The organism is Amycolatopsis sp. NPDC041971 (genome assembly GCF_055588925.1).
Genome location: NZ_JBVJCE010000011.1, coordinates 259,380 through 283,112, shown reverse-complemented (window position 1 = coordinate 283,112; position 23,733 = coordinate 259,380). Strand labels below are relative to the sequence as shown.

22 protein-coding genes are annotated in these 23,733 nt (G+C 69.5%); 7 read left to right on the top strand and 15 right to left on the bottom strand.

What is annotated here, in order from left to right; all coding sequences use genetic code 11:
• Positions 1 to 164 precede the first annotated feature (164 nt).
• The 3 genes from ACZ6DT_RS22910 to ACZ6DT_RS22900 are packed head-to-tail and all read right to left on the bottom strand — an operon-like array spanning position 165 to position 3,414.
• Entirely contained in the window at positions 165 to 629 is a 465-nt protein-coding gene (locus ACZ6DT_RS22910; protein WP_465598668.1) for a DUF2771 family protein, read from the bottom strand.
• 28 nt (positions 630 to 657) lie between these two features.
• Entirely contained in the window at positions 658 to 2,592 is a 1,935-nt protein-coding gene (locus ACZ6DT_RS22905; protein WP_465598641.1) for an MFS transporter, read from the bottom strand.
• A 51-nt stretch (positions 2,593 to 2,643) separates the two neighbouring features.
• Entirely contained in the window at positions 2,644 to 3,414 is a 771-nt protein-coding gene (locus ACZ6DT_RS22900) for a glutaminyl-peptide cyclotransferase (protein WP_465598638.1), read from the bottom strand.
• A gap of 49 nt (positions 3,415 to 3,463) precedes the next feature.
• Here ACZ6DT_RS22900 and ACZ6DT_RS22895 point away from each other — a divergent pair, with 49 nt between their 5' ends.
• Both ACZ6DT_RS22895 and ACZ6DT_RS22890 read left to right on the top strand, forming a co-directional pair.
• Complete coding sequence (locus ACZ6DT_RS22895; RefSeq protein ID WP_465598635.1) at positions 3,464 to 4,441, top strand: DUF3027 domain-containing protein; 978 nt, start codon at positions 3,464 to 3,466, stop codon at positions 4,439 to 4,441.
• Entirely contained in the window at positions 4,431 to 7,241 is a 2,811-nt protein-coding gene (locus ACZ6DT_RS22890; protein WP_465598632.1) for a sacsin N-terminal ATP-binding-like domain-containing protein, read from the top strand. Before ACZ6DT_RS22895 ends, ACZ6DT_RS22890 begins: the two co-directional genes overlap by 11 nt.
• 73 nt (positions 7,242 to 7,314) lie before the next feature.
• Here the strand turns inward: ACZ6DT_RS22890 and ACZ6DT_RS22885 are convergent, their stop codons facing one another.
• Positions 7,315 to 7,542, bottom strand: coding sequence for a DUF2530 domain-containing protein (locus ACZ6DT_RS22885; protein ID WP_465598666.1), 228 nt, complete (start codon positions 7,540 to 7,542; stop codon positions 7,315 to 7,317).
• Between the two features lie 80 nt (positions 7,543 to 7,622).
• On the opposite strand from ACZ6DT_RS22885, the gene ACZ6DT_RS22880 reads away from it, so the two are divergent.
• The 3 genes from ACZ6DT_RS22880 (at position 7,623) to ACZ6DT_RS22870 (ending at position 10,940) form a co-directional block, all read left to right on the top strand.
• Complete coding sequence (locus ACZ6DT_RS22880) at positions 7,623 to 9,080, top strand: NCS2 family permease (RefSeq protein ID WP_465598629.1); 1,458 nt, start codon at positions 7,623 to 7,625, stop codon at positions 9,078 to 9,080.
• A 67-nt stretch (positions 9,081 to 9,147) separates the two neighbouring features.
• Positions 9,148 to 9,579, top strand: coding sequence for a MarR family winged helix-turn-helix transcriptional regulator (locus tag ACZ6DT_RS22875; RefSeq protein WP_037317984.1), 432 nt, complete (start codon positions 9,148 to 9,150; stop codon positions 9,577 to 9,579).
• A gap of 101 nt (positions 9,580 to 9,680) precedes the next feature.
• Complete coding sequence (locus ACZ6DT_RS22870) at positions 9,681 to 10,940, top strand: MFS transporter (RefSeq protein ID WP_465598626.1); 1,260 nt, start codon at positions 9,681 to 9,683, stop codon at positions 10,938 to 10,940.
• 40 nt (positions 10,941 to 10,980) lie between these two features.
• On the opposite strand, the gene ACZ6DT_RS22865 is transcribed toward ACZ6DT_RS22870, so the two are convergent.
• From ACZ6DT_RS22865 to ACZ6DT_RS22830, 8 genes are all read right to left on the bottom strand, one after another.
• Positions 10,981 to 11,994: a hypothetical protein gene (locus ACZ6DT_RS22865; protein WP_465598623.1), complete on the bottom strand. Its 1,014-nt coding sequence runs from the start codon at positions 11,992 to 11,994 to the stop codon at positions 10,981 to 10,983.
• A gap of 409 nt (positions 11,995 to 12,403) precedes the next feature.
• Positions 12,404 to 13,390 (bottom strand): hypothetical protein, encoded by a 987-nt coding sequence (locus tag ACZ6DT_RS22860; RefSeq protein ID WP_465598620.1) that lies wholly within the window; start codon positions 13,388 to 13,390, stop codon positions 12,404 to 12,406.
• A gap of 27 nt (positions 13,391 to 13,417) precedes the next feature.
• Positions 13,418 to 13,921: an SDR family NAD(P)-dependent oxidoreductase gene (locus ACZ6DT_RS22855; RefSeq protein ID WP_465598617.1), complete on the bottom strand. Its 504-nt coding sequence runs from the start codon at positions 13,919 to 13,921 to the stop codon at positions 13,418 to 13,420.
• A gap of 216 nt (positions 13,922 to 14,137) precedes the next feature.
• A complete protein-coding gene (locus ACZ6DT_RS22850) occupies positions 14,138 to 14,896 on the bottom strand; it encodes an arylamine N-acetyltransferase family protein (protein WP_465598614.1) in 759 nt (252 codons plus the stop codon).
• 98 nt (positions 14,897 to 14,994) lie between these two features.
• Positions 14,995 to 15,618 carry a superoxide dismutase gene (locus ACZ6DT_RS22845; RefSeq protein ID WP_020631814.1) on the bottom strand — a complete coding sequence of 208 codons (624 nt, stop codon included), beginning with the start codon at positions 15,616 to 15,618 and terminating at the stop codon, positions 14,995 to 14,997.
• Positions 15,619 to 16,052: 434 nt separating this feature from the next.
• Entirely contained in the window at positions 16,053 to 16,721 is a 669-nt protein-coding gene (locus ACZ6DT_RS22840; RefSeq protein ID WP_465598611.1) for a biliverdin-producing heme oxygenase, read from the bottom strand.
• A gap of 73 nt (positions 16,722 to 16,794) precedes the next feature.
• On the bottom strand, positions 16,795 to 17,388 hold the full coding sequence (locus tag ACZ6DT_RS22835) for a TetR/AcrR family transcriptional regulator (RefSeq protein WP_465598609.1): 594 nt from the start codon (positions 17,386 to 17,388) through the stop codon (positions 16,795 to 16,797).
• A 24-nt stretch (positions 17,389 to 17,412) separates the two neighbouring features.
• Positions 17,413 to 18,912, bottom strand: coding sequence for a glutamate-cysteine ligase family protein (locus ACZ6DT_RS22830; protein ID WP_465598606.1), 1,500 nt, complete (start codon positions 18,910 to 18,912; stop codon positions 17,413 to 17,415).
• A 216-nt stretch (positions 18,913 to 19,128) separates the two neighbouring features.
• Between ACZ6DT_RS22830 and ACZ6DT_RS22825 the strand changes: the two genes are divergently transcribed.
• Positions 19,129 to 19,944 (top strand): TrmH family RNA methyltransferase, encoded by an 816-nt coding sequence (locus ACZ6DT_RS22825; RefSeq protein ID WP_465598603.1) that lies wholly within the window; start codon positions 19,129 to 19,131, stop codon positions 19,942 to 19,944.
• Between the two features lie 28 nt (positions 19,945 to 19,972).
• Positions 19,973 to 20,575, top strand: a complete 603-nt coding sequence (locus ACZ6DT_RS22820) for a DUF2537 domain-containing protein (protein ID WP_465598600.1) — start codon at positions 19,973 to 19,975, stop codon at positions 20,573 to 20,575.
• A 121-nt stretch (positions 20,576 to 20,696) separates the two neighbouring features.
• Here ACZ6DT_RS22820 and sepH read toward each other — a convergent pair whose 3' ends face one another.
• The 3 genes from sepH to ACZ6DT_RS22805 all read right to left on the bottom strand — a co-directional run bounded on the left by sepH (position 20,697) and on the right by ACZ6DT_RS22805 (position 23,545).
• Complete coding sequence (gene sepH / locus ACZ6DT_RS22815) at positions 20,697 to 21,542, bottom strand: septation protein SepH (protein WP_465598597.1); 846 nt, start codon at positions 21,540 to 21,542, stop codon at positions 20,697 to 20,699.
• 189 nt (positions 21,543 to 21,731) lie between these two features.
• A complete protein-coding gene (locus ACZ6DT_RS22810; RefSeq protein WP_465598595.1) occupies positions 21,732 to 22,889 on the bottom strand; it encodes an ATP-binding protein in 1,158 nt (385 codons plus the stop codon).
• Entirely contained in the window at positions 22,886 to 23,545 is a 660-nt protein-coding gene (locus tag ACZ6DT_RS22805; protein WP_465598592.1) for a response regulator transcription factor, read from the bottom strand. The genes ACZ6DT_RS22810 and ACZ6DT_RS22805 overlap by 4 nt, the downstream gene beginning before the upstream one ends.
• Positions 23,546 to 23,733: the final 188 nt, after the last annotated feature.

Below are 23,733 nucleotides of genomic sequence, written 5' to 3'. Positions count from 1 at the left end.
TACGCCGGGATCCTCGGCACCCCGTGGTCGTACTCCCCCCCCCCCTCCCCCCCCATCCCCCCCCCCCCCCCCCCCCCCCCCCCCCCCCCCGACCCTCCGTCTGAGCGCTCCGGCGGACAGCGTGTCACGAAAGCCGATCCGAACCCGCGACCCGCGAGGCGGCCTCAGACGGCAGGCGGCTCGACCTGCAGTGACCAGATCGCCGTCGTGACCGCCTCGGCGTCCTCCGGGCGTCCGGTCTGGCTGATCACCGAAGCCTGCGCGACCTCGACGACGAGGATCTGGTCGTCGGGCCGGGGTGTGGTCACGGTGTAGGCGAACCGGTCCAGCGACGTGATGATGTCCTGCTTGAGTTCCTGCGGCTCGCCCTTGCCGTTCACGTACTGCACCGTGACCTTCCACGGCGTTTCCGCGATCGCGCTCGGCACGGAGATCTGCACCGGCTTCCCCGGCCGGATGCGCAGTTTGCCGGCGGCGTCGGGCCTGGTGGTGCACTGGGCGCTCTTGATGTCGCAAGAAGCCAGCGGGGCGACGTTCACCGTCTTGCCGTCGGCGAAGAAGGTCACCTCTTCGGGGCCCGGGGCCGAACAACCGGCCACCACGAAACCACCCGCCGCGAGCAGGGCCAAACTACGAAGTCGCCGCATACGGTGAAGATTACGAGCCCGGGCGCCACCGGGAGTCACCGGGCTGCGAGGGGATCGGCGATTCGCTGGTCGGCTCCGGACGCAGCGGCCGGTCGCCGCCGAGTCCCGGGATCAGCGAAGTGCCGCGCCGGACCATGAACGTCTGCGTGAACCCGACGGCCAGCAGGATCGAAAGCACCAGGAAGCCGATCCAGTACGTCGGCGGCAGCAGCAGGCCGACGGCCCCGCCGAAGCACCAGGACATCTGCAGCACGGTCTCCGACCGGCCGAACGCCGACGCGCGCGACTCTTCCGGCAGGTCCTCCTGGATGACGGCGTCGAGGCTGATCTTCGCCAGCGCGCTCGCGGTCGCGCCGACGAGCGCGACGATCGCCGCCGTCGCCAGCCCGGCCGCCACGGTGGCGATGACCGCGATGCCAAGACAGGCTCCGACACAGGCCAGGATCACCTGATCCGGTTTGCCGAAGTGCAGCCGGGAGCCGAGCGCGTTCCCCAGGAAACCACCGGCACCGGCCGCGGCGCCGATGATGCCGAGCAGCAGCAACTGGTCGAACGGGCTCTGCCCGCTGCCCTCGGCCTGCGCCTTCACCGCGAACGCGGAGAACATCATCAGGAACCCGGTCAGCACGCGGACGGTGCCGTTGCCCCACAACGAGACGACGATCTGCCGCCCCATCGGCTGCCGCTGCTTCTTGACCCGCCGTTCGGGGTGCGCGGACAGCGAAGCCGGCACCTCGCCCTCGGTCCTCTCGACCCAGGACGGGATCCGCATCGACTGCACCGCGGCCGCGACGCAGATCAGCATGGTGAACCACAGTGCGCCCTGCGAGCCCCAGATCGCGTTGACCCCGCTCGCCAGCGCGCCGAACACACCCGCGGCGATCAGGCCGAACACGGTGAGCCGCGCGTTGGTCTTCGAAAGGGTGATCTCTGGTGGCAGCACCCGTGGTGTCATGGCGGCTTTGAGCACGGTGAACGACTTCGAGAGCACCATCATGCCCAGCGCCGCCGGGTACAGGAGCCAGTCGTCGAAATGCAGCGCCATCACGATGGCCATCAGCGCCTGGCCTGCCGAAGACACGCACATGGCGAGACGGCGGCCGCGCTGGATCTTGTCCAGCGCCGGGCCGATCACCGGCGCGACCAGCGCGAACGGGGCGATCGTGATGAGCAGGTAGAGCGCGACCTTGCCCTTGCTCTCTCCGCTGGTGGCGGCGAAGAACAAGGTGTTGGCCAGCGCGATCGCCATCGCCGCGTCGCTGGCGTAGTTCAGCATCACCGCGTACGTCAGCGAAGTCAGGCCCGATTTGTCGGCGCCGTCCGCCTTCGTGGCGCGCTGGAACGCGCCGACGGCCTGCCCGGTGAGCTGACGGCTGCGCATCGCCGCGACCCGGGTGACCGTGATCTTCTTCGGCATCTTCGGCAGGGGGCCCGCCCGCGGCGGGACCGCGGTCGTCGGGTGTTCCTGCGGCAGCTCCTCGGCGTAGCGAGGCTCACCCGCGTAACCGCCGGTGTCGTAGTGCTCGTACTCGCCGCTGCCCGGCGGGTGCTCGTCGTAGAACCCGCCTGGACGACGCCGGACGGGTTCGGTCTGCCGCTGCGAGGGATCCGGATACGGGCGCGCGCCGCGGGGAGGTGTCCGCGGGGGTGGCGGTGGCTGGTGGTGTCCCATCGGGATCGCGCTGGTGCGCGCCTCGTCCGCGGTCGGCCCGGCCGGATGCGGCTGGTGATGGGGCTGGTGCTGCGGTTGGGGGCGGGCCGCGCGCGGCGGGGCGGGCGGGACCGGCTGCTGGTCGACCCTGGTCGGCGGCGGCGCGGACCAGTTGCGTGCCTGGGCGGCGCCGGGCTCCGGCGTCCACTTCCGCTTGCTCTTGCGGCCGCGCTCCTTGCCCGACCGGCCGGAACGCTTGCCGTCGGGTCCGGAGTTCGAGCCGAAGATTCCCACCCTGCAATCCTGCCTTACGCGGGACCCGCTTCGCGCGTTCACCACTGCTTTCTAGGCGGCGGGGACGAATTTCACGCGGAACATCCTGGGCCAGAGCTTGCCGGTGAGCACGAATTCGTCGGTCCCCGGCACCGCCGCGATGCCGTTGAGGACGTCGGCGGAACCCCGTTCGGCCTGGTCGAGCAGCCCCGAGGCGTCGATTTCGCCGGTGACCCGCCCGGTCGCGGCGTCGATCCGCAGGATCCGGTCCGTCTGCCAGACGTTGGCGTACACCGAGTCCCCGACGCATTCGAGTTCGTTCAGCTGGTCGCGCCCGACGTCGACGCCGCCCGTCGGCGCGAAGGACACGGGGTCGCGGAAGGTCAGCTTCGACGAGCCGTCGCTCATCACCAGTTGCCCGGCGCCCTCGCGATGGCACAGGCCCCAGCCCTCACCGGTGTAATTCACCCGCCTCAGCTCGGCCAGCGTCTTGGCGTCGCGTTCGATCGCGACACCGTCCTGCCAGGTGATCTGCCAGGCCGTCGGCCCGAGCACGGTGATCCCCTCACCGAACAGGCCGGGCAGTTCCCGCCGGACCGTCGGCGCCGCGCCCGCGGGCCCGGCCCGCATCGACGACTTCCCGACCAGGCCGGTCCCCTCGTACAGCGTCTCGCCGGAGAACTCGAGGCCCTGGGTGAAGGCGGCCGGATCGTGGGGCAAGGACGAGAGCACCCGCACCTTGAGTTTCGCGGGCGCGGGCGGGGTGGCGTCACTCACCGGCGCGGCGGCGCAAGCACCGAGGACGGCGGCCAGCAGGAGCGACATGGTCATCAGCGAGCGCACGCGGACAGCCTGACACGGACCGCGATCTCGCGTGCGGCAGAATGGGGGCATGACCCTGCTGTTGACTCTGGACGACGGCTCCATCCAGCGCAAACTCGCCGAGGCGGTCGATCTCGCCCGCGCGGCGGTGCTGGAGGACGCCGGTGCCGAACAGGTCGGCGCGCACGTCGGCGTGGACTCCGAGGACGCGGTTTCCGCGAGCCATCTGTTCGAGGCGACCGTGTCGGGTTATCGAGGTTGGCGCTGGTCGGTCACGGTCGCGCTGGCCGGCGAGGAAGAGCCGATCACGGTCAGCGAGGTCGTGCTGATCCCCGGTCCGGAAGCACGCGTCGCCCCGGCGTGGGTGCCGTGGGATCGCCGAGTCCAGGCGGGCGACCTCGGCGTCGGCGACATCTTCCCGGTGGAGAAGGACGACCCGCGGCTCGCCCCGGCGTACCTGCAGTCCGACGACCCCGCGGTCGAAGCGGTCGCCAAGGAGGCGGGTCTCGGCCGGGTCCACGTGCTGTCGCGGCACGGCAGGCTCGACGCCGCCGCCCGCTGGCACAGCGGCGAGTTCGGCCCGCGGTCGGACATGGCGCGCAGCGCGCCGGACGTCTGCGGGAGCTGTGGCTTCTTCGTGCCGCTCGCGGGGTCGCTCAGCGCGGCCTTCGGCGCCTGCACCAACGACATCTCCCCGGCGGACGGCCACGTCGTCGACGTCGAGTACGGCTGCGGCGCGCACTCCGAGATCGAGGTCGAGGTGACCTCGTCGGTGCCGGTGGCGGAACTGGTCTACGACGACTCGCTGATGGACTTCGAGCCCATGCCGGAAGCGCCCGCCGAGTCCGAAGCCGCCGAGTTCGAAGCCACCGAGCCTGATGCCGCTGAGCCCGAGCCCGCCGAGGCCACGGTCGTCGACGAATCCGAGGCTCCGATCGCCGAGGTGCCCGAGACCGCCGAGGTCCAGCCGGAGGTCGAACCGGAGGCCGCCGAGCAGGACACCGCCGACGAAGCGCAGGTCGAAGCCGAAAGCGCCAGTGAGCACTGACCCGTTCGGCACCGAGCGGTTACGCGCCGCCGTCCTGCGTGCCTGGGCCGATTCGCCGACGCGGTTCACCGAGGACACGAACACCGAGAACGACCTGCGGGTCGGCGGCTACCGTGACCGGCTGTTCGTCGAGCTGGCGCAGAACGCCGCCGACGCCGCCTTGGCCGCCGGTACCCGCGGCACACTCCGGGTGTCCGTTGTGGACGGTGAGCTGAGGTTCGCCAACACGGGTGCGCCGCTGGACGCGCGCGGGGTCGAGTCCCTTGCCTCCCTTCGTGCTTCCGGCAAGGGGGAGGAGACCGTCGGCCGTTTCGGCGTCGGGTTCGCCGCTGTGCTCACGGTTTCCGCCGAGCCGAGGATCGTTTCGGTGACCGGCGGGGTCGCGTTCTCGGCGGAACGCACGCGGGCCGAAGCCGGCCGCACCGGTGACGTTCCCGTGCTCCGGCTTCCGTGGCCCGTCGCGGACGACGAACCTCCCGTGCCCGGAGGTTTCGCCACCGAGGTCCGGCTGCCACTGCGCGAGGGCGTCGACAGCCAGGCCCTGCTGGCGGAGCTGAAGAACGACATCTGCGATCTCCTGCTCACCTTGTCCTGGCTGGAGAGCATCGAGGTCGAAGGCGGTGCCTGGCGCCGCACCGAACTCGGTGACGGCGTCGTCGAACTCTCGTCGCCGGACGGTTCCGCCGAACACTGGCAGGTCCATCGCGGCGACGTCGTCTGGGCCGTCCCGCTGGACGGGGCCGGTTCGCCGCGGCCGCTCGGCGAAGACGTCCTGCACGCGCCGACACCCACCGACGACGAGCTTTCCCTGCCCGCGAGGCTGATCGCGACGCTGCCGATCGAGCCGTCACGCCGTCGCGCGCTGCCGGGGCCGGAGCTGACCGCGGCGCTGAAGAACGCCGCGCGGGAGTACGTCGCGCTCGTCTGTTCCTTGCCCGCCAAGGAACGCCTGCCCCTCGTACCCGGTGGGGGCTTCCCGCGTTCCACTGTGGACGGAACGCTGCGGGAGTCCATTCTGGAGAACCTCGCCGATCTGCCGTGGCTCCCGGCGCAGGAGGGCGAAGACCTGCCTGGCCGCCGGGCGCGGGTGCTTTCGGTCGACGTGCCGGGCCTCGCGCCACTGCTGGCCGATCTCGTGCCCGGACTGATTTCTTTGTCCGGTGTGGACCTTCGCGCCGTCGGCGCGCAGTCGCTTTCGCCGTCCGAGGCCATCGAGCTGCTGACCGGGATCCAGCGCGAGCCCTCGTGGTGGCGCTCGCTCTACGACGTCCTGCTCCCGGCCCTCGAAGCACACGACCTCACCAAGGAAGACCTGGGCGCCTTGCCGGTGCCGATGTCGGACGGCCGCACTTTGCCCGGCGTGCGCGACGCGTTGCTCGTCGGCGGCTCGGCGGAGCTTCTCGAACTTCTGTCCGATGTGGACATCCTCGGGCTGCGGCTCGTGCATCCGGCCGCCGCGCATCCGTTGCTGGAACGCTTGGGCGCCAAGCACGCAGAGGCGAGTGACCTGCTCGAAGCCGATGCGTTGAGCGCCGCCGTCGAGCGCAGCGTCGAAGACGTCCGGTCCGGTTTGGACGGTACGGCGCTCGCCGGCGCGGTGCTCCGCCTGATCGCCGAAGTCGGCGACGAAGCCCCCGAATGGGCGGGCGCGCTGGCGTTGCCGAGCGAGGACGGCTGGCGGCGCGCGGACGAACTCGTCCTGCCCACCTCGCCGCTGGGCGACATCTTCGACCCCGAGGTGTTCGAGGAAGACGGCGCCTTGTCCGTACTGGACGAGGAATTCGCCGAGGACTGGCCGACGGCCACGCTCGTCGCGGTCGGTGTACTCGATTCCTTCGCGATCATCACCGACGACGAACCGCTGGAACCCGAACACGGCCTGCCCGAGGAGCACGAGTGGTGGGACGCGCGGGAGCGCCCGCCGGCGCGCGTGCTCGCCGTGCGCGATCTCGACCTCGTCGGCGACGACGCCTGGCCGGAGGCGCTGCGGTTGCTCGCGTCCCGCCCCGAAACCTGGCGTGCCCTCACCGAACCCGGTGGGCACACCGGCTGGTGGCTCGCGCGGTACGCGCTGCTGGGCGGGCACGCGCCGCTCGATTGGCGGATGCCGGCGGCCACCGCGCTGGCCGGGCTCTACGACGTCGTCCCGGATTCGGGGCTGAGCGAGGAAATTCTGCTCGCCGCCGGGGTGCGGACAGAGCTCGGAACGGACGCCGAAGACGTCGAAGATCTCCTGGAGCGGTTGGGCGATCCCGAGCGCGAGGTGAGCCCCGGACTGGCTTCCCGGGCGCACGCGGCACTCGCCGAGTACACAGTGGACGTCGCGGCGCCGGATCGTGTCCGGGCGGCGGACGGTTCGGCCGTCGACGCTCGCGACGCCGTCGTACTCGACGTGCCGTGGTTCGCCGCCGTGCTGGCGCCGGAACGGATGGTCGTCTCGGCGAGCGGCGCCGCCGCGCTGGCGGAACTGCTGGACCTGCCGGTGGCGAGCGGTTTCGACGCCAAGGTCACCGAAGACGGCGAGTACGTGCCGTGGACGGAGCTTTCCGCGCTCCGGCTGGCCGCCGATCAGCTGGGCGTCGAACTTCCCGACGGCGGCGTGCTGCTGCACGAGTCGCTGACGGTGACCTTCGAGGACGCGGAGCACGAAGTCGCTTGGTGGTCCGACGGCACCTTGCACGCCGCCGACACCCCCGAAGGCCTCGGCCGCGCCTTCGCCTGGGCCACCGGCCGGTGGGCCGACCGCCACGTCCTCACGGCCCTGCTCGACGACCCTTCGCCGTCGGCCCTGCTCAACTGACGCGTTTCGTCCTCTGAACGCGGTCCTTGCGTGTGCAACTACCGCATTCAGAGGACGAAACGCGGGGGGAAGACTAGAAGCGTTGGGCGCTCTTCGAGCCCCGGCGGGCGGCGGCGCGCTGCCAGGCGATGATCGCGAGCCCGACGAAGCCGAGCACGAGGCCGCAGAATGCCGTCCGCACCCAGATGCCGTCGGTCACAAAGAACAGGACCACGGTCGCGACCGCCCAGAGCGAGGTACCTACGATCACGACCGGCGTCAGGTCGGTCAGCCGCTTCGGCAGCTCCGGCGTTGGCCGCAATGAACCGTTTACTTCCCCGGAATTGATCGATTCGCCCACGTGGGGAAGGGTACCGGCAACGGGCGAAGGGGTGGTAGGCGATGGCGGAGCGGCGCACCCGGTCCACACTGGACCGGTTCTTCAAGATCAGCGAGCGCGGCTCGACGCCGGGGCGTGAGATCCGCGGCGGGATCGTCACCTTCTTCACGATGGCCTACATCGTCGTCCTCAACCCGCTGATCCTCGGCAGCTTCTCCGCCGAAGACGCGGGCGCGCACAAGGACGTCCTTGGCAACATCCTCCCCGTGCCGCAGGTCGCCGCGGTGACCGCGCTGGTCGCCGGGGTGCTGACCATCATCATGGGCCTGGTCGCGAACTACCCGTTCGCCATCGCGACCGGCCTCGGCATCAACAGCCTGATCGCGGTCACCTTCGCCTCCCAGATGACCTGGCCCGAGGCGATGGGCCTGGTGGTGATCGAAGGCCTGATCATCGTCCTGCTGGTCTTCGCCGGCATCCGGACGGCGGTGTTCAACGCCGTGCCGCCACCGCTGAAATCCGCGATCGCCGTCGGCATCGGCCTGTTCATCTGCCTGATCGGCCTGGTCGACGCCGGCTTCGTCCGCCGCGTCCCGGACGACGCGAAGACCACCGTGCCGGTGGGGCTGGGCATCAACGGTTCGATCGCTTCGTGGCCGACGCTGGTGTTCGTCGTCGGCCTGCTGGTCACCGGCATCCTGGTGGCGAAGCGGGTCAAGGGCGCGATCCTGATCGGTGTCCTCGCCTCGACCGTGCTGGCGATCGTCGTCGAGGCGATCACCAAGGTCGGCCCGTCGAAGGGCGTCAACCCGCTGGGCTGGAACCTCGGCTACCCGGCGCTGCCGGATCAGGTCCTGGGCATGCCGGACCTCTCACTGGTCGGCGACATCTCCTTCGGTGCCTGGACGCGGCTGCCGATCATCACCGTCGTGCTGCTGGTGTTCACCCTGGTGCTGGCGGACTTCTTCGACACCATGGGCTCGATGACCGGGCTGGCGAAGGAAGGCGGCCTGCTCCCGCCGGACGGCAAGCTCCCGAACGTCGGCAAGGCCCTGTTCGTCGACGGCACCGCCGCGGTGGCGGGTGGCTTCGCGTCGTCGAGTTCGAACACCGTCTTCGTCGAATCCGCGTCCGGCATCGCCGAGGGCGCCCGGACCGGGCTCGCGAACGTCGTCACCGGCGTGCTTTTCATCGCGGCCATGTTCCTGACGCCGCTCTACCAGGTCGTCCCGGTCGAGGCCGCCGCTCCGGCGCTGGTCGTCGTCGGCGCGCTGATGATGAGCCAGGTCAAGGAGATCGACTTCGCCGACTTCACCGTCGCGCTGCCCGCGTTCCTGACCATCGTGGTCATGCCGTTCACCTACTCGATCGCGAACGGCATCGGCGCCGGCTTCGTCAGCTACGTCGTCATCCGCGCGGTCACCGGGAGGGCGAAGGGCGTGCACCCGCTGATGTGGGGCATCGCGGTGATGTTCGTGGCCTATTTCGCGGTCGGGCCGATCCAGGCCGCGTTCGGCTGACCAGCGGTTTTGCCAGCCGTGGGCGATCTCACGGACCGATGATCCGATCGTGAGGTAGGCTAACTATATGTCCGGAGACACGCACGAGCGCTCATTGGCGAGCCGCCTGCGTCTCGCGGTGGTGCGGCTCAATCGACGGCTGCGGGCCCAGCGGGCCGGTGACGGCATCTCGCTGACCCAGGTTTCCGCGTTGTCGACGCTGCACAAATGCGGTGCGCTGACCCCTGGCCAGCTCGCCGCGAAGGAAGGCGTCCAGCCTCCCTCGATGACGAGGGTGATCGCCGCGCTCGAGGAGATGGGTTACGTCGAGCGCAGGCCGCATCCGACCGACGGCCGCCAGGCCATCGTCGAGTTGTCCGATCGTGGCCGGGCCTACGTGATCGAGCAGATCACCGCGCGGGAGATCTGGCTGGACAAGCAACTGGCGGAGTTGAGCGCCGAAGAACGTGAAGTGCTCTCTCGCGCCGCCGAGATCATCGACAGGATGGCGGGGAACTAACAGCGGTGACGACCACGGGTAGCGAAACACAGTGTCCTTCGAAGACCACCGCTACCCGCGAACCCGCTCCACCGCCCGCGCGCGAGAAGCCACGCGCGAGTATGTTCTCCTCGCTGAAGGTCCGTAACTACCGGCTTTTCTTCACCGGCCAGGTCATCTCGAACATCGGCACCTGGATGCAGCGCATCGCGCAGGACTGGCTGGTGTTCACCCTCAGCGGCAACGACCCGGTCGCGCTCGGCATCGCGGTCGCGCTGCAGTTCACGCCGACGCTGTTCCTCTCGTTGTGGGCCGGGGTGCTCGCCGACCGCGTCGACAAACGGCGGCTGCTGATCGGCATCCAGATCGCCGTGCTGGCGCAGGCGATCATTCTCGGGGCACTCGATCTGAGCGGGATCGCGGCGCTCTGGCACGTCTATCTCCTCTGCTTCACGCTGGGCGTGACGGCATCGCTGGAAGTGCCGGCGCGGCAGTCGTTCGTCGCCGAGATGGTCGGCAGGGACAAGGTCACCAACGCCGTCGCGCTCAACTCGTCGATCTTCAACATGGCCCGCATCGTCGGCCCGGCGATCGCGGGTTTCGCGATCACCTGGGTCGGCACCGGCTGGCTGTTCATGGCGAACGCGGTGAGCACGGGTGCCGTCATCGCCGCGCTGGTGATGATGAACCCGGACAAGCTCTTCCGCGGCCCGGTCATCCCGCGCGAGAAGGGGCAACTCGTCGAGGGGCTGCGCTATGTCCGGCGGCGCAGTGACCTGATGACCGTGATGGTGCTGGTGTTCTTCGTGAGCACGTTCGGCATCACGTACTTCACCTCGCTGCCGATCGTGGCCGCGAACGTCTTCCACACCAACGCCGACGGCTACGGCCTGCTGTCGACTTTGGTCGCCGTCGGCACCTTCACCGGCGCGCTGATGTCGGCCCGCCGCAACACCCGCGGCGGCCCCCGCGTGGGGATGCTGCTGATCTCGGCGTTCCTGCTCGGCGCGTTCGAGGTGATCACCGCGTTCATGCCGACGTACCTGACCTTCGGTCTCGCGCTGATCCCGCTCGGCTTCGCCACGATCACCTTCCTGAACACGGCGAACGCGCTCGTGCAGACCGCGGTCAGCCCGGAGATGCGCGGCCGCGTGATGGGCCTGTACGTGCTGGTGCTGATCGGCGGCAACCCCATCGGCGGCCCGTTGACCGGCTGGATGGCCGACGCCTTCGGTGGCCGCTCGCCGTTCTACATCGGCGGCGCGGTCTCGGCGGTCGCCGCGGTGGTCTGCGCCGTCGTGCTGATCCGGCGCGGCGGGGTGAGGCTGCCGGTGCGGCGGTTCGGGAACGGGCTGCGCGTGCTGAAGCGGGAACGGGGGTGAACAGGCTGCGCACGAGACCTTCGTTGTCGAACTACCGGGCTTAACGGCCGAGCAGCGGCGGCACCATCTTTTCGGCGAGTGCCGGGAGGTCGCCGGTGCCCTTGAACTTCAGCGTCTGCCCGTCGGGATCGTCGGTGAGCTGCACGACGACGCCCCGCCCGTCGACCTGGGCGGGCAGCCCGGCGATGGTCGTGGTCGGGACGACGGCCGAGGACAGCGCGCTGAAATCCGCGGTCACGCCGTTCAGCTCACACGCGGCGAAGAAGGTCGGCTTCGCTTTGTCGGCGGGCACGCCGAGCGCGCGGCCGAGTTCTCCGCACAACAGCCAGGAGATCACCGGAAGTGGCCGGTCCTTGATCGGGCCCGGCTCGGTCTTCTCCAGTGGGATCTCGCCGTCTTCGCCGATTTTCGGCAACTTAGGCCCGGGTGGCGTCGCACCGGCTGTCAACGCCTCGGCGAGCGCCTTCGCCTTCCCTTCCGTTTCAGGGCTTTCGGCGGTCCTGCTGCGGACAGAGACGTGCAGCACCGGCGAGGCACCGTGGTGCGGCGCGACCTCGACGAGCTCGACGCTCAGACTGGTGCCGTTCTTGTCGGTGGCGATGACCGCGAGTTTGCCGGCGACGGTGGACCTGGTGGGCATGCCCCGGCTCGTGTCCTCGGGCAGCGTGGTGATCATCTGCGCGCTGACGTCGAGCTTCTCGGTGACCACGTGACAGGCCCCGCCCGCCTCCCGGAGCGTCGGGCCGCCGAGGATCTCCTCCCAGCGCTGCTCCGGGATCGCCTGGCACAGTACCTGCGCGCCGGTCTCGTCCGTCAGCGCGGCCACCATCTCACCCGTCGGCATCGGGACCGGGCGGAGCGCCTGCCCGGACTTCGACGGCCAGACCTCGGGGAGCGAGGCCTTGGGCTCTTCGTCTCGGCTCAGCACGGTGATGGCGACGGTGATCCCCACCCCGAACAGCAGCAGGACACTGGTCAGCGCACAACCCGCCCAGATCCACATCGGACGGTCGGTTTTGCGCGCGATGGCGCGGTAGTCGTTCGGGGTGGCCACGGAGTGAAGCTAGCCCGTCGGACGGCCGCTGTCCGGCGAAACGCCAACCCGATGGGTGAATACGGAGGGTGGGCCTTCGGGAAGGGGTGCGGTAGGGCTTTGAGCAGCGCTGGTTAGTAAACCGGCGAAGTGGACCCGGCAGCCTTCCGGACGGTGGGTGGGCCGGGTTTCGCGTATCCGGAGCTCATACGGTTCTGACCTCTTCCACCATCTCTCGCGCACGTGCCTTCCAATGGCCCCCGCGCTGCCAGCCGCCTTCCTTACTCTCGTCGACGAACACGTGGCTTGTCATCCGGTCATTGTCCCGGGAGGCCCGACAAAAGATCATCGGCCGAGGGTGATGCCCTTGCGCGTACGCAAGGACCGTGCTCCACCGCACCCCAGCACTCACGAAGCGGGGCCAGGAGCGTCAGCCCAGCAGCGGAGGTAAGACTTTCCCCGCCAGTTCGCGCAGCTCCGCCTCCGGGCGATCCCGCCAGGAGAACCGCAGTCCCTGCCCAGAACCGTTGTCCGTCAACAGAACACTCAACTGTCCACCGCTCTCCGAAGCCGGGCGGCCCGCCACCGGCTCATCTCGAAGCTCCGTCTTGAGGACGGCGTGCTCGATCCGGATGGGCGAGTCATCCGCCGCGGTCGCCGTGCATTTCCCGTCGGAGTACGGCTCCGTGGCCGTGACGGGGAGGCCCAGCGCGCGCTGGAGCTGCGTGCACAGTTTCCAAGAGATCTCGGGCAGTGGAGCGTCGAGGATGCCCGCGCCCGGCTCGACGGTCTTCCGTTCGATGACGTCTCGTTCGTCCGCGGCGGGCAGTTTCGGGCCGGGGCCGAAGGCGCCGCCGAGTACCGACTCGGCCAGTCCGAGCAACAGGCCTTCGCTCTGGTCGTTCCGCGGCGGGACGCGCGTCCAGCCGGTCTCGAGCCGGAGCACCCGCACATCGGTGTCGGAGAGCTTGACCTCCACAAAGGACGGTGAGCCGCCCAGAACGACCGTCGCCGGGCGTCCGGCGACGGTCGCCTTCTTGCGTGTGCCCAGCCCGGTCGAGTCGGCGACGGCGGTCCGGTTCAAGGAGATCCGCACCCAGCTGTCCAGGCCGACGGCGTGGCACGACTCGCCGTGCTCCACCTCGCGCGCGACGTCGCCGCTCATCAGCTCCTTCCAGCGGTCCGCCGGGATCGCCTGGCACAGCACCTGGGCCGCGGTCTCCTGCGGCAGCGCCAGCAGGAATTCGCCGGACGGCATCGGCACCGGGCGCAGCGGGCGGCCGTTCGAAGACGGCCACTCCTTGGGAAGTTCCTTCGGTCCGAGCCCTTCTTCGTAGGTGTCGACCTTCGACAGACACCCCGCGCAGAGTCCGGCGATCACGATCGCCAGGAAACTCTTGACACCCCATGTGGTCACGTGCGCACGCTAGCGGATCGGCGCCGGTCAGCGACCCGGAACGGTCACTTCCACCTGGCCGAGGGAGGCGGCTCCGACGCCTTCCGCAGATCGCCGGTCACCAGCGGTGCCACTCGTTCCGGAGCCCACGTTCACGAGCACGCCGCCGCCCTGGTCGTGCGGCACTTTCGCGGCGGCGGTCCCGCGGAAGAGCGGGCCCAGCACGTTGACTTCGACCACTTCGCGCATCCGGGCCGGGTCGTCCGACCGGGGGTCGGCCCGGTAGTTGTCGTCCAGGCCGTCGAGCCCGCCGAATTCGGCGACGCACTGGTCGATCAGCCCGGCGGCCTGCTCGGCGTCGGCGACCGAGCCGCCGTTGGACACGGCGCGCCCGCCCAGCGCGCTGATCTCCCTCGCGACCTCGTCCGCGAGCCCCGCTTCGACGTCGTTACCACGATCGCCGCGCCCTGTGACGCCGCGTGGTGCGCGAAGGGCCCTGCCCAGACCCTGCCCGGCGCCGGTGACCACGGCCTTACCGCGCAGAAGACCCATGGGATCAGTCTGCCGTCACTCGGAAGGGTGAGACCGGCGTCTCTCGAACGCACCCCTTGCCGGGGTAGATGAGGTTAGGCTAACCTCATGCACGTCCGCTTCGTGGTGGGAGCGGCAGTCAGTTCGGGAACGGACGAAGCCCCGCGACCGGGTCACCCCCGGAGGCGGGGCTTCGTTCATTCCGGAGGTCCATGGTCGGTTACCTCATCGATCCGGTCAAGGCCGTCCCGGCACCCGGGCGAGTTCGATCCCGAACTCCTTCCGGTAGGCATCGAGGATCTCCTGGTCACTCGAAAGCCTCGACTCCTCCCGCACCCCGTGGGTCGTGACGATCAGCTTGTCACCCGCCAGTGTGACCCGGCCGTGCTTGCCCGGCAGCGAACAGGTCGGCCCCCGCGTGAAGTGCGAGTCCGGTGACGTCGCGTGCCAGAACGCCATCGGGACGAACTCGTCCAGCGCCCGCGGCCGCCGCTCGATCCGGTACTGGGGCTTGCCGTCCAGGAGGACGTCGATGTCGCCGTGGGGCGCGTCGAGGACCAGGAACTCGCCTTCCGGGTCGGCCTGCGCCTCGGTGGCGGACAGCCGCAGCGGGAACCGGCTGAACCGGCCGAAACCGACGTCGGCCAGCCACGGCTCGTCCAGTTCGACGCTGACGACGGTGTGGTCGAACGGCGGCCCGAGGGTGCCGTCCGGCCGGAAGACCTTCGCCGGCCTCAGGTCGGCATCGAAGCCCAGTTCCCGCAGCAAGACGGCGAAAAGCCCGTTCAGCTCATAGCAGAAGCCGCCGCGGCGCCGTCGCACGATCTTGTCGAACAGCGCCTCGGTGTCCAGGACGATCGGCTCGCCGAGGTGGATGCTCAAGTTCTCGAACGGCACCGCCGCCAGATGACGCTCCTGCAGCGTCCGCAGCGCCGCGACGTCCGCCGTGGCGGGGCGGTCGAGTCCGAGTCGATCGAGGTATACGGCGACATCCATGCGTTCACCTTGGCACCTCGACCGCGCTGGAGGTCAAGACGACGAAAACGGGACCCTCCCGGATGGGAGAGCCCCGTGTCGTGGCGAGAAACGAGAAGTCAGCCGAGCAGCAGGCCGTTGCCACCGGCGACGGCGTTGTCGAACCGCTTGGAGATCTCGGCCCAGTTGAAGATGTTCCACAGGGCCTCGACGTACTTCGGCTTCACGTTCTTGTAGTCCAGGTAGAACGCGTGCTCCCAGACGTCGACCAGCAGGATCGGCGTGGTCGGCAGGACCAGGTTGTTGTGGTGGTCGCGCAGCTGCTGGGTGATCAGCGTCTTGCCGATCGGGTCCCAGGAGAGCGCGGCCCAGCCGTTGCCCTGGATCGTGGTGGCGACCGCGGTGAACTGCGCCTTGAACTTGTCGAAGGAGCCGAACGCCTCGTCGATCGCGGAGGCCAGCTCGCCGGTCGGCTTGTCGCCGCCTTCCGGGGAGAGGATCTTCCACCACACGACGTGGTTGGCGTGCCCGGCGAGGTGGAACGCCAGCGTGGTCTGCAGGCCGACGATGTCGCCGAAGTTGCCGGCGTCACGGGCCTCGGCGATCTTGTCGAGCGTGTCGTTCGCGCCCTTGACGTAGGTCGCGTGGTGCTTGCTGTGGTGCAGCTCGTTGATCTCGCCGGAGATGTGCGGCGCCAGAGCGCTGTAGTCATAGTCGAGATCGGGGAGCACGTAGCGGGCCATCGGCCCTCCTTCTGTCTTCGACACAAGCTTCCAAGGACGAACTTAGTCGTCTTCACCCGCTTGCGGCGACCGGGGGCGCCGCGTTCTCCCCAGGTGGAACGACCCGTTCGTAGCGGCTGTACCCGTTGGCACCGCCGCATGGAGCCCACCCTGCTAGCTCCAGTTAGCTGGAGGTCAAGGCGATGTGACGGCGGTCATCAAGCCGGTTGGGGCAGCCTGACCGGATTATAAGGGCCGATCGCCCCGAGGAAGGCCATCAAAGGCCACGGAACCGACGGAGTCGATCAGGAACCCGGTGCGCTCTTGGTCCACCTTGGGCTGAGTGTCCATTGAGGACACTCCATGACCGCCGAGAACACCGTCTTGCCGCTGGGTGGCGGGGCCGCGATCCGGTGGTCTCGCGTGACTGGCCGGACGACACGCGAAACACGAGGTCAAGCGGCCCGGTACGAGTCCAGTTCGCTCGCCAGCTCGTCGAACACCGCGATGTTGCACTCGAAGGCCACGATCGCCTCCTCGATCAGCCGCGCGCGTTCGTCCTCGCTCCACGGCGCCGAGTTCAGCTGTTCGCGGTAGTTGTCCCGGAACTTGGGCGCGCTGCCCAGCAGGTCGAAGTGGTAGAACAGCGAACCCGCCTCGCTGAGCTCGTACTTGCGCTCCAGCAGCCGCCGGATGACCTGGCCGCCGGCGATGTCGCCGAGGTAGCGCGTGTAGTGGTGGGCGACGAATCCGCCGGACCAGTCCGACGCCTCGGCCACGCGCCGCGCGTACCGCTCGGTCGAGGGCAGCGGGCGGACGGTCTCGCGCCAGTCCGGGCCGACGAGGTGTTCGAGGTCGCGTTCGAGGCTGGGCAGCCGTCGCAGTTCCTCGAAGACGAACTTGCCCGCGACCGGGTCGCTCGCCAGCTTGTCACCGGCCTGCTCGATGGCCTGGTAGATGAAGTAGTACTGGATCGCCAGCCGGGTGTACCCCTCGAGCGACAGTTCGCCGCCGAGCAGCGCGTTCATGTACTCGGAGTGGTTGGCCCGTTCGTGGGCGGGCAAGGTGGAGGCGCGCAGGGTCGCGGAGAACGGCCCGGATTCGACGTCGGTGGTCACCGGCATGGACAGAGCCTCCAAGCATCGATCTGACATGCTGTCAGAAAGAGCGTAAGGCACGATCGTGAGTCAGGCCACGCTAATTTTTCGGATCTTCCGTCATCCCGACCGCTCGGAGCACGAATCGGACGGCTCCCTCGATCGCGTCGTCCAGCCGTTCGGGTGGCACGTCGACGACCTGGCGGCTGCCCAGCGCGGCGGTGATCATCGGGATCAGCACGTCGGGATCCTCCTCCGGCACCCCCGCGGCGAGGATCTCGCGCAGCTGTCCGGTGATGGGGTCGGCGTGTGCGCTGATCCGCCGGTACGCGGCGGGTGCCAGCGCCGACGCGAGCGCCGTCCCGGGCGGCAGGTGGTACTCGGCCAGCACCCGCAGCTGGAGCCGGACGAACGTCGAAAGCTTCTCGACCGGGGTGTTCGCGGTCGCGACGGCCGCCGTCAACCGTTCGACGTACCGTGTCGCCTCATCCTCGACGAAGGCGACCAGCAGGCTTTCCTTGTCGGGAAAGTGGTTGTACATCGCCGTCCGGCCGAGGCCCGCTTGGGCGGCGACACCCGCGAGCGTGATCGCGTCGAACCCGCGCTCGTACAGCTGCCCGCGCAGGACGTCGAACACCCTGCTGCGGACCTCGCGCCGGTGCTCTTCCAGCGACCGGCCGATGATCTTGGGCACGAGCCACCTCCCTGAGAGATGACTCTAAGCCTCGAGCGACCACGTGTGCACCGGCGTCTCCGTGGCCGACAGCTCCAGGTACCGGCCCAGCATCCGGTTCAGCGCGGTCTCCCGCTCGGCGCCACGCTCCTCCGCGCGCAGGACGTACTCCCGCTGCCATGCCGCGCCGGTCCGCCTGGTGAGGCATCGCTGCTCGATGATGCCCAGATAACGCTCTCTCGCCGCGTCCGAAACGTCCGATCGGCGTAGTCCCTCGTGCGCCAGCGGCAGCAGGACCCGCAGCACCAGCTCGTCCGGCGGGATCCAGCCGATACCCGGCCAGTACAGCTGCGCGTCGAAACCCCGGCGCGCCCCCGCGTACATGTTCTCCTCGGCCGCCTGGAACGACATCTGTGTCCACACTGGACGGTCGGCCTCGGCGAGGGCCCGTTGCGCGCCGTAGAAGAAGGCGGCGTTCGCGACCATGTCGACGACGGTCGGGCCCGCGGGCAGCACGCGGTTCTCCACCCGCAGATGCGGCAGGCCGTCGACGACGTCGTAGACCGGCCGGTTCCAGCGCCAGACGGTGCCGTTGTGCAACCGCAGTTCGGTGAGTTTCGGGGCCTGCCCGGAGTCGAGCGCCTCGATCGGGTCCTCGCGGTCGGTCTCGGGCAGCAAACCGGGGAAGTACCGGACGTTCTCCTCGAACAGGTCGAAGATCGAGGTGATCCACCGCTCGCCGAACCACACCCTCGGCCGCACGCCCTGGTTCTTCAGCTCCTCCGGCCGGGTGTCGGTGGCCTGCTGGAACAGCGGGATCCGCGTCTCGTGCCAGAGCGCCTTGCCGAGCAGGAACGGCGAGTTCGCGCCCACCGCGATCTGGACGCCCGCGAGTGCCTGTGCCGCGTTCCAGTGCGCCGCGAACTCCTCCGGCGCCACCTGCAGATGCAGCTGGACGGAGGTGCAGGCGGCTTCGGGCAGGATCGATTCGGAGTAACTGCGCAGCCGCTCGGGCTGCCTGCCGGGCAGCGGCGCCCCCTCCATCGAGAGCACGGTGCGCTCGCCGCGTGCGGCGAAGATCCGGTCGTTGAGCAGCGAATACCGGGCGTTGTTGGTGAGCCACTTCTGATCGAAATGCTCGTGCCGCAGCGTCGGGAGGATGCCGATCATCGCCAGCGAGGCGCCGGATTCCTCGGCCTTGCGGGAGGCGGCGCCCAGATACGCGTGGAGGTCGTCCTCCAGTTGCAGCGCGGACTCGCCGGCCAGCGGCCGCGGCGGCACGTTGAGCTCCAGGTTGTGCTGACCGAGTTCGGTGGTGAACGACGGGTCGTTCAGCGCTTCGAGCACCGTCGTGTTCGTCATCGACGGGCGTAGCTCCGCGTCGACGAGGTTGAGTTCCACCTCGAGCCCGATGTTCTTGCGCGGGAAGGAGAAACTGCCATCGGTGAGCATCCGGGCCAAGGTGTCGAGACAGCGCTGGACCTTCCGGCGGTAACGTCCGCGATCCTGCGGCTCGCAGGGGTCCGCCGAGAGATTCTTACCCATGTTCGTCGAGCTCCTCATTGGCCACGCTCCGCGGGATCCAGGCGGGACTGCCAGGCGGCCCAACGGTTTCACGCCTCGCTGTCGCCCGGCTAGCGGCCAAACTGGTGCTCTCTGTCACTAGGGGTTAACTGACAGCAAAATACGTCCGTTCGTACCACCTACCCGTTGACGATCGGACGCAAACGGCGCGCGGCGGGAGGATGACACACTCTCCCGGTGGCCGAACTGATCACCATCGACGACTCCGGCGACCCGCGGCTCGACGATTTCCGCGACTTGTCCACCGCCGACCGGCGGCCCGACCGGCCGGGTGGGCGCGGCTTCGTGATCGCCGAAGGCACCGTCGTGGTCGAACGCCTGCTCAACTCCCGCTATCCGGTCCGCGCCCTGCTCGGCGTGGACCGGCGGTTCCGGGAACTGGGCGAAGACCTGGACCGCGTCGACGTCCCCGGGTACGTGACGTCGGCTGAGACGATGGCCGACGTGGTCGGCTTTCATCTCAATCGCGGGATACTGGCCGTCGCGGACCGGCCGGTCCCGTCGCCGACGGTCGAAGGCGTCATCGACGGCGCACGCGTGCTCGCTGTCCTCGAAGGCGTAGGTGACCACGAGAATCTCGGTTCGCTGTTCCGCAACGCGGCCGCGCTCGGGGTCGACGGCATCCTGCTCGGCGCCGGTTGTTCGGACCCGCTGTACCGGCGCAGCGTCCGCGTTTCGATGGGGCACGTCCTGCGCGTGCCGTTCGCGACCTTCGGGTCTTGGCCCGGTGACCTGGAACTGCTGCGGGAACGCGGTTTCCGTATCGCGGCCCTCACTCCCCGTGCGGATTCCGTTTCGCTGCGCCGGTTACGCGACCAGACACCGGAGAAGGTGGCGCTGATGCTGGGCGCGGAGGGCCCCGGCCTGACCGAAGAGGCCATCGCCGCCGCCGACGTCGCGGTGCGGATCCCGATGCCCGAAGGCGTCGATTCGCTGAATGTCGCCACGGCGGGCGCGATCGCGTTCTACGAGACGCGTCCACCGCTATCGTGAGCACCCGAGCCGATCACGAGGAGAACCCATGGAATTGCGGATCCGTGAGGGACGTGCGGTGCTGGCCGGGCGGGGCGGCGACAGCGCGCGCGAGGTGGACCCGCATTCGCTCGCGATCGGTTCGGATCTCGCGCAGGCGTTGCACGAATGGGCCCGCGTCGCGTCCGCCGTCGGTTCCTCCGGCACCGAGGCCACGTCCGTGGTCTCCCAGCGAGGTCGCCAGCTCGCCCAGCGGGTCGCCGCCACGATGGGCACCTCGGTGCGGTACGTCGATCCCGTCTCCGGCGACGGCGTCATCGTCGACCCGCCCGCCCCCACGCCCCGCAGCGAACTCGCGCGGCGGCTTTTCGGCGCGCCGGATCCCGCCGGGGAACCGACGCCGTGGCTGACCGGGCTGACCGTTTCCGCGTTCGTCGCGGCCGTGGTCGTCGTGGCGATGCTGGCATTGGCGAACACCCTCGCGCGAGAGACCAGCGGCTGGCTCACACTGCTCGCGTCCGTCGTCGTCACCGCCGGGATCACGCCTTCGCTGTGGCTCGCGCGGCGGGTGCCGATCGTGCGGTGGGCGTCCTTCGGCGCGGCCGCGGGCATCGTGATCGCGTGGATCGGCGTGCTGATCGTCGTCTTCTAGGGCCGGAAGCCACCTCGGTCACATCGGAGGTAGTCCGGCGATCACGCCGAAATCCCTGATCGAGCAGGTCCCCGGACGCACGTAATGGCCCCTCCGCCGGAAGGGGCCACCACGTGCGAATTCAACCTCGTTGTGATCTGACGCCCAAGAGGACGTCTTCCCAGGACGGAACGATGGGGTGGTTCTTCTTCCCCTTCGCCCGTGGAGCGGGCTCGGCCACTTCCTCCGGCTCGTCAGCCGGAAGTGGTGGCTCGACATCTTCTTCGGGCCCCGCGATCGGCGCGTCGATCACCTTCGCGACCGGCTCGTCGGGTGCCGAATCAAGGGTGGGCTGGACGACCGCTTCCCTGCCGGGATCCAGCGCCCGGACCGTGCGAGGGGCGCGGTAGGCGTTGGGGTTGAGCAGGACTTCGGCGTTCTCGTCGAGGGCCTGTACGGTGCCGCCGTGCGCGCCGGGCGAGAACGACCAGTGCGCGCGGTTGTCCGAACGGCCTGCCTTCCAGCTCAGCACGACGACCCATTTGCCGTCGTCGCCTCGCCAGGAGTCCCAGGTCGCCTGGCTGTAGTCGTGTCCGCGCTGGCCGAAGGAGTGCGCCACGACCTCGCCGAGCGTCTGCACGTCGGGGCCGTCCTCGCGGACCGGATGCGCCCGCTGGGCCAGTTCGGCGGTGCGGGATCGCTCGAGCAGGACGGGGTATGCGAACCGCTCGACGCGCTGCACGGTGACGCCGGCGCCGCTCGCGACCTGCTCCACGGACTCCCCGGCCCGGATTCGTGCCTGGATCTCGCGTGGCCGCATTTGGCTCTCCAACTCGATCTCGATCTGGCCGAGGCGGGTGATGTCACCCCTCGCCGCCGCTCGCAGCCTCTCATCCGCGGGGAGCAGGAAACGCGTGCGGCTCGCCGGGTCCTCACACACGATGGACTTACCGTCCTCGTGCAGCCCGACCACCCGTAGCGCTCGCATTCTCGCCTCCCCGATTCTTCACCTTTGTGGGTGTCCACGTTAAAACGGCGCGTCGCCTTGACGTGTGAGGCGCGCCGATGTCATGTGTCCTGCTCACTATTTTGCTCAGGACGGCAAGTGCATTCTGTAACAGCGACACGAAGTCCGCCGCGTGACGCGCTGGACACGCACAGTCACGATCGGGGGAATCTACGGAAGCCGCACCCGGACGACCAGCCCGCCGCCGCGTCCGCCCGGTTCCGCGCCCGCGGTCCCGCCGTGCGCCTTCGCGATGGACCGGACGATCGACAGGCCGAGCCCGGCGTTGCGGGAGTCGCCGGTCCGGTCGCCGGAAAGCCGTCGGAACGGCTCGAACAGCGCTGGTACGGCGTCCAGCGGCACTTGCGGGCCGGTGTTGCGCACCACGAGCGCCGGGTCTCCACCGAGGTCGACGTGGATCCAGCCGCCCTTGCGGTTGTAGGTGATCGCGTTGTGCACGAGGTTCGTGACCAGCCGCTCCAGCAGTACGGGATCGCCGGACACCGTCCGCGGCCGCAGCCGCGATTCCACCGTGACGCCCGCTTCCTCGGCCATGGCCGCCGCCGACCGGATCACCGTCGCCGCGACCTCGTCCAGCCGGACGGGGCCGCGTGCCGCCAGGCCGCGGTCGCTGCGGGCGAGCACCAGCAGGCCCTCGATCATCCGTTCGCTGCGTTCGTTGGTGTAGATCAGGTGCTCGCCGAGTTTCCGGACCTCGGGGCGCACGTCGGGATCGGCCATCGCCACCTCGACCAGCGTGCGCTGCACCGCGAGCGGGGTCCGCAGTTCGTGGGAGGCGTTGGCGACGAAGCGTCTCTGGCTGTCGAACGACACGGCGAGCCGGTCGAGCATGCCGTCGAAGGTGTCGGCGAGTTCCTTGAGTTCGTCGTCGGGGCCGTCGAGATCGATGCGCCGGTCGAGGTTTTCGGCCTCGAGTTTCCGCGCGGTCGAAGTGATCGCGTGCAGCGGCCGCAGCACCCGGCTCGCCATCAGCCAGCCGAGCAGCACCGCGAGCGCGCCGGCGATCGCCAGCGCCACCAGCGATTGCCACAGCAGCGTAGAAAGGACGTCCGAGCGGTACTCGGTGATCGAGGTCGCCACCAGTTGCGTGGCTTGAGCGCGCTCCACGGGCAGGATGGTCGTCGTGTCCAAGGGATACGCGCGCTGGACCGCGATACCCGCGGCGTCGCTCGCGAACGCCGCCGTATCCGGCAGGGTCGAGCTCACCAGCAGGTAGTTGACGACCAGCAACGCGAGCCCGACGAGCAGGAACGCCCCGCCGTAGAGCGCCGTCAGCTTGGTGCGGACGGAGAGCCGGAGCGGTTTCACGACCCGAACCGGTATCCGGCGCCTGGCACGGTCTCGATCAGCGGCGGTTCACCGAGTTTGCGCCGCAACGTCATCATCGCCACCCGGACGGCGTTCGTGAACGGGTCGGCGTGTTCGTCCCACGCCTTCTCCAGCAGTTCCTCCGCGCTGACCACGGTCCCTTCGGCGCGCATGAGCACCTCCAGTACCGCGAATTCCTTGGGGGACAAGGGAAGGAACCGGCCGTCACGGGACGCCTGGTGACGGGGCAGGTCAAGGACGACACCACCGCGTTCCAGCACCGGCGGCAACGCGGGCCGCGCGCGCCGCGACAACGCCTGCACCCGCGCGACGAGTTCGGCGAACGCGAACGGTTTCGTCAGGTAGTCGTCGGCGCCGAGGCCCAGTCCGGCGACCCGGTCGTCGACGTCGGCCGCGGCGGTCAGCATGAGGACCCGTGCCTCGCCGCCGGTCCTGATCACCGCGGCGCAGACCTCGTCGCCGTGCACGACGGGGAGATCCCTGTCGAGCACGACGACGTCGTAGCCGTGCACCCCCACCCGGTCCAGGGCCTGCGCGCCGTCGTAGCAGACGTCGACGGCCATGGCGAACCGTCGCAGGCCCTCGGCGATCGTGTCCGCCAGGAGCCGCTCGTCTTCCACCACCAGCACTCTCACCTGGCCAGTCTGCCCCGGCTGGGGGTAAGCGCGGGATAAGCGCCGGGTTGCGTGGGTCGGGGGGGGGGGGGGGGGGGGGGGGGGGGGGGGGGGGGGAGTGGGGTGGGGGGGGGGGGGGGGGGGGGGGTGAGGGGGGGGGGGGGGGGGGGAGGGGTGCCGGGGGTCAGTAGAAATTCCACATGGACGGC

Bases quoted from the DNA above. Each gene is read 5' to 3' on its own strand.
- ACZ6DT_RS22895 (WP_465598635.1), top strand. From the start codon at position 3,464: ATGACCCTGCTGTTGACTCTGGACGACGGCTCCATCCAGCGCAAACTC.
- ACZ6DT_RS22880 (WP_465598629.1), top strand. From the start codon at position 7,623: ATGGCGGAGCGGCGCACCCGGTCCACACTGGACCGGTTCTTCAAGATC.
- ACZ6DT_RS22875 (WP_037317984.1), top strand. From the start codon at position 9,148: ATGTCCGGAGACACGCACGAGCGCTCATTGGCGAGCCGCCTGCGTCTC.
- ACZ6DT_RS22870 (WP_465598626.1), top strand. From the start codon at position 9,681: ATGTTCTCCTCGCTGAAGGTCCGTAACTACCGGCTTTTCTTCACCGGC.
- ACZ6DT_RS22855 (WP_465598617.1), bottom strand. From the start codon at position 13,921: ATGGGTCTTCTGCGCGGTAAGGCCGTGGTCACCGGCGCCGGGCAGGGT.
- ACZ6DT_RS22850 (WP_465598614.1), bottom strand. From the start codon at position 14,896: ATGGATGTCGCCGTATACCTCGATCGACTCGGACTCGACCGCCCCGCC.
- ACZ6DT_RS22845 (WP_020631814.1), bottom strand. From the start codon at position 15,618: ATGGCCCGCTACGTGCTCCCCGATCTCGACTATGACTACAGCGCTCTG.
- ACZ6DT_RS22840 (WP_465598611.1), bottom strand. From the start codon at position 16,721: ATGCCGGTGACCACCGACGTCGAATCCGGGCCGTTCTCCGCGACCCTG.
- ACZ6DT_RS22830 (WP_465598606.1), bottom strand. From the start codon at position 18,912: ATGGGTAAGAATCTCTCGGCGGACCCCTGCGAGCCGCAGGATCGCGGA.
- ACZ6DT_RS22820 (WP_465598600.1), top strand. From the start codon at position 19,973: ATGGAATTGCGGATCCGTGAGGGACGTGCGGTGCTGGCCGGGCGGGGC.
- sepH (WP_465598597.1), bottom strand. From the start codon at position 21,542: ATGCGAGCGCTACGGGTGGTCGGGCTGCACGAGGACGGTAAGTCCATC.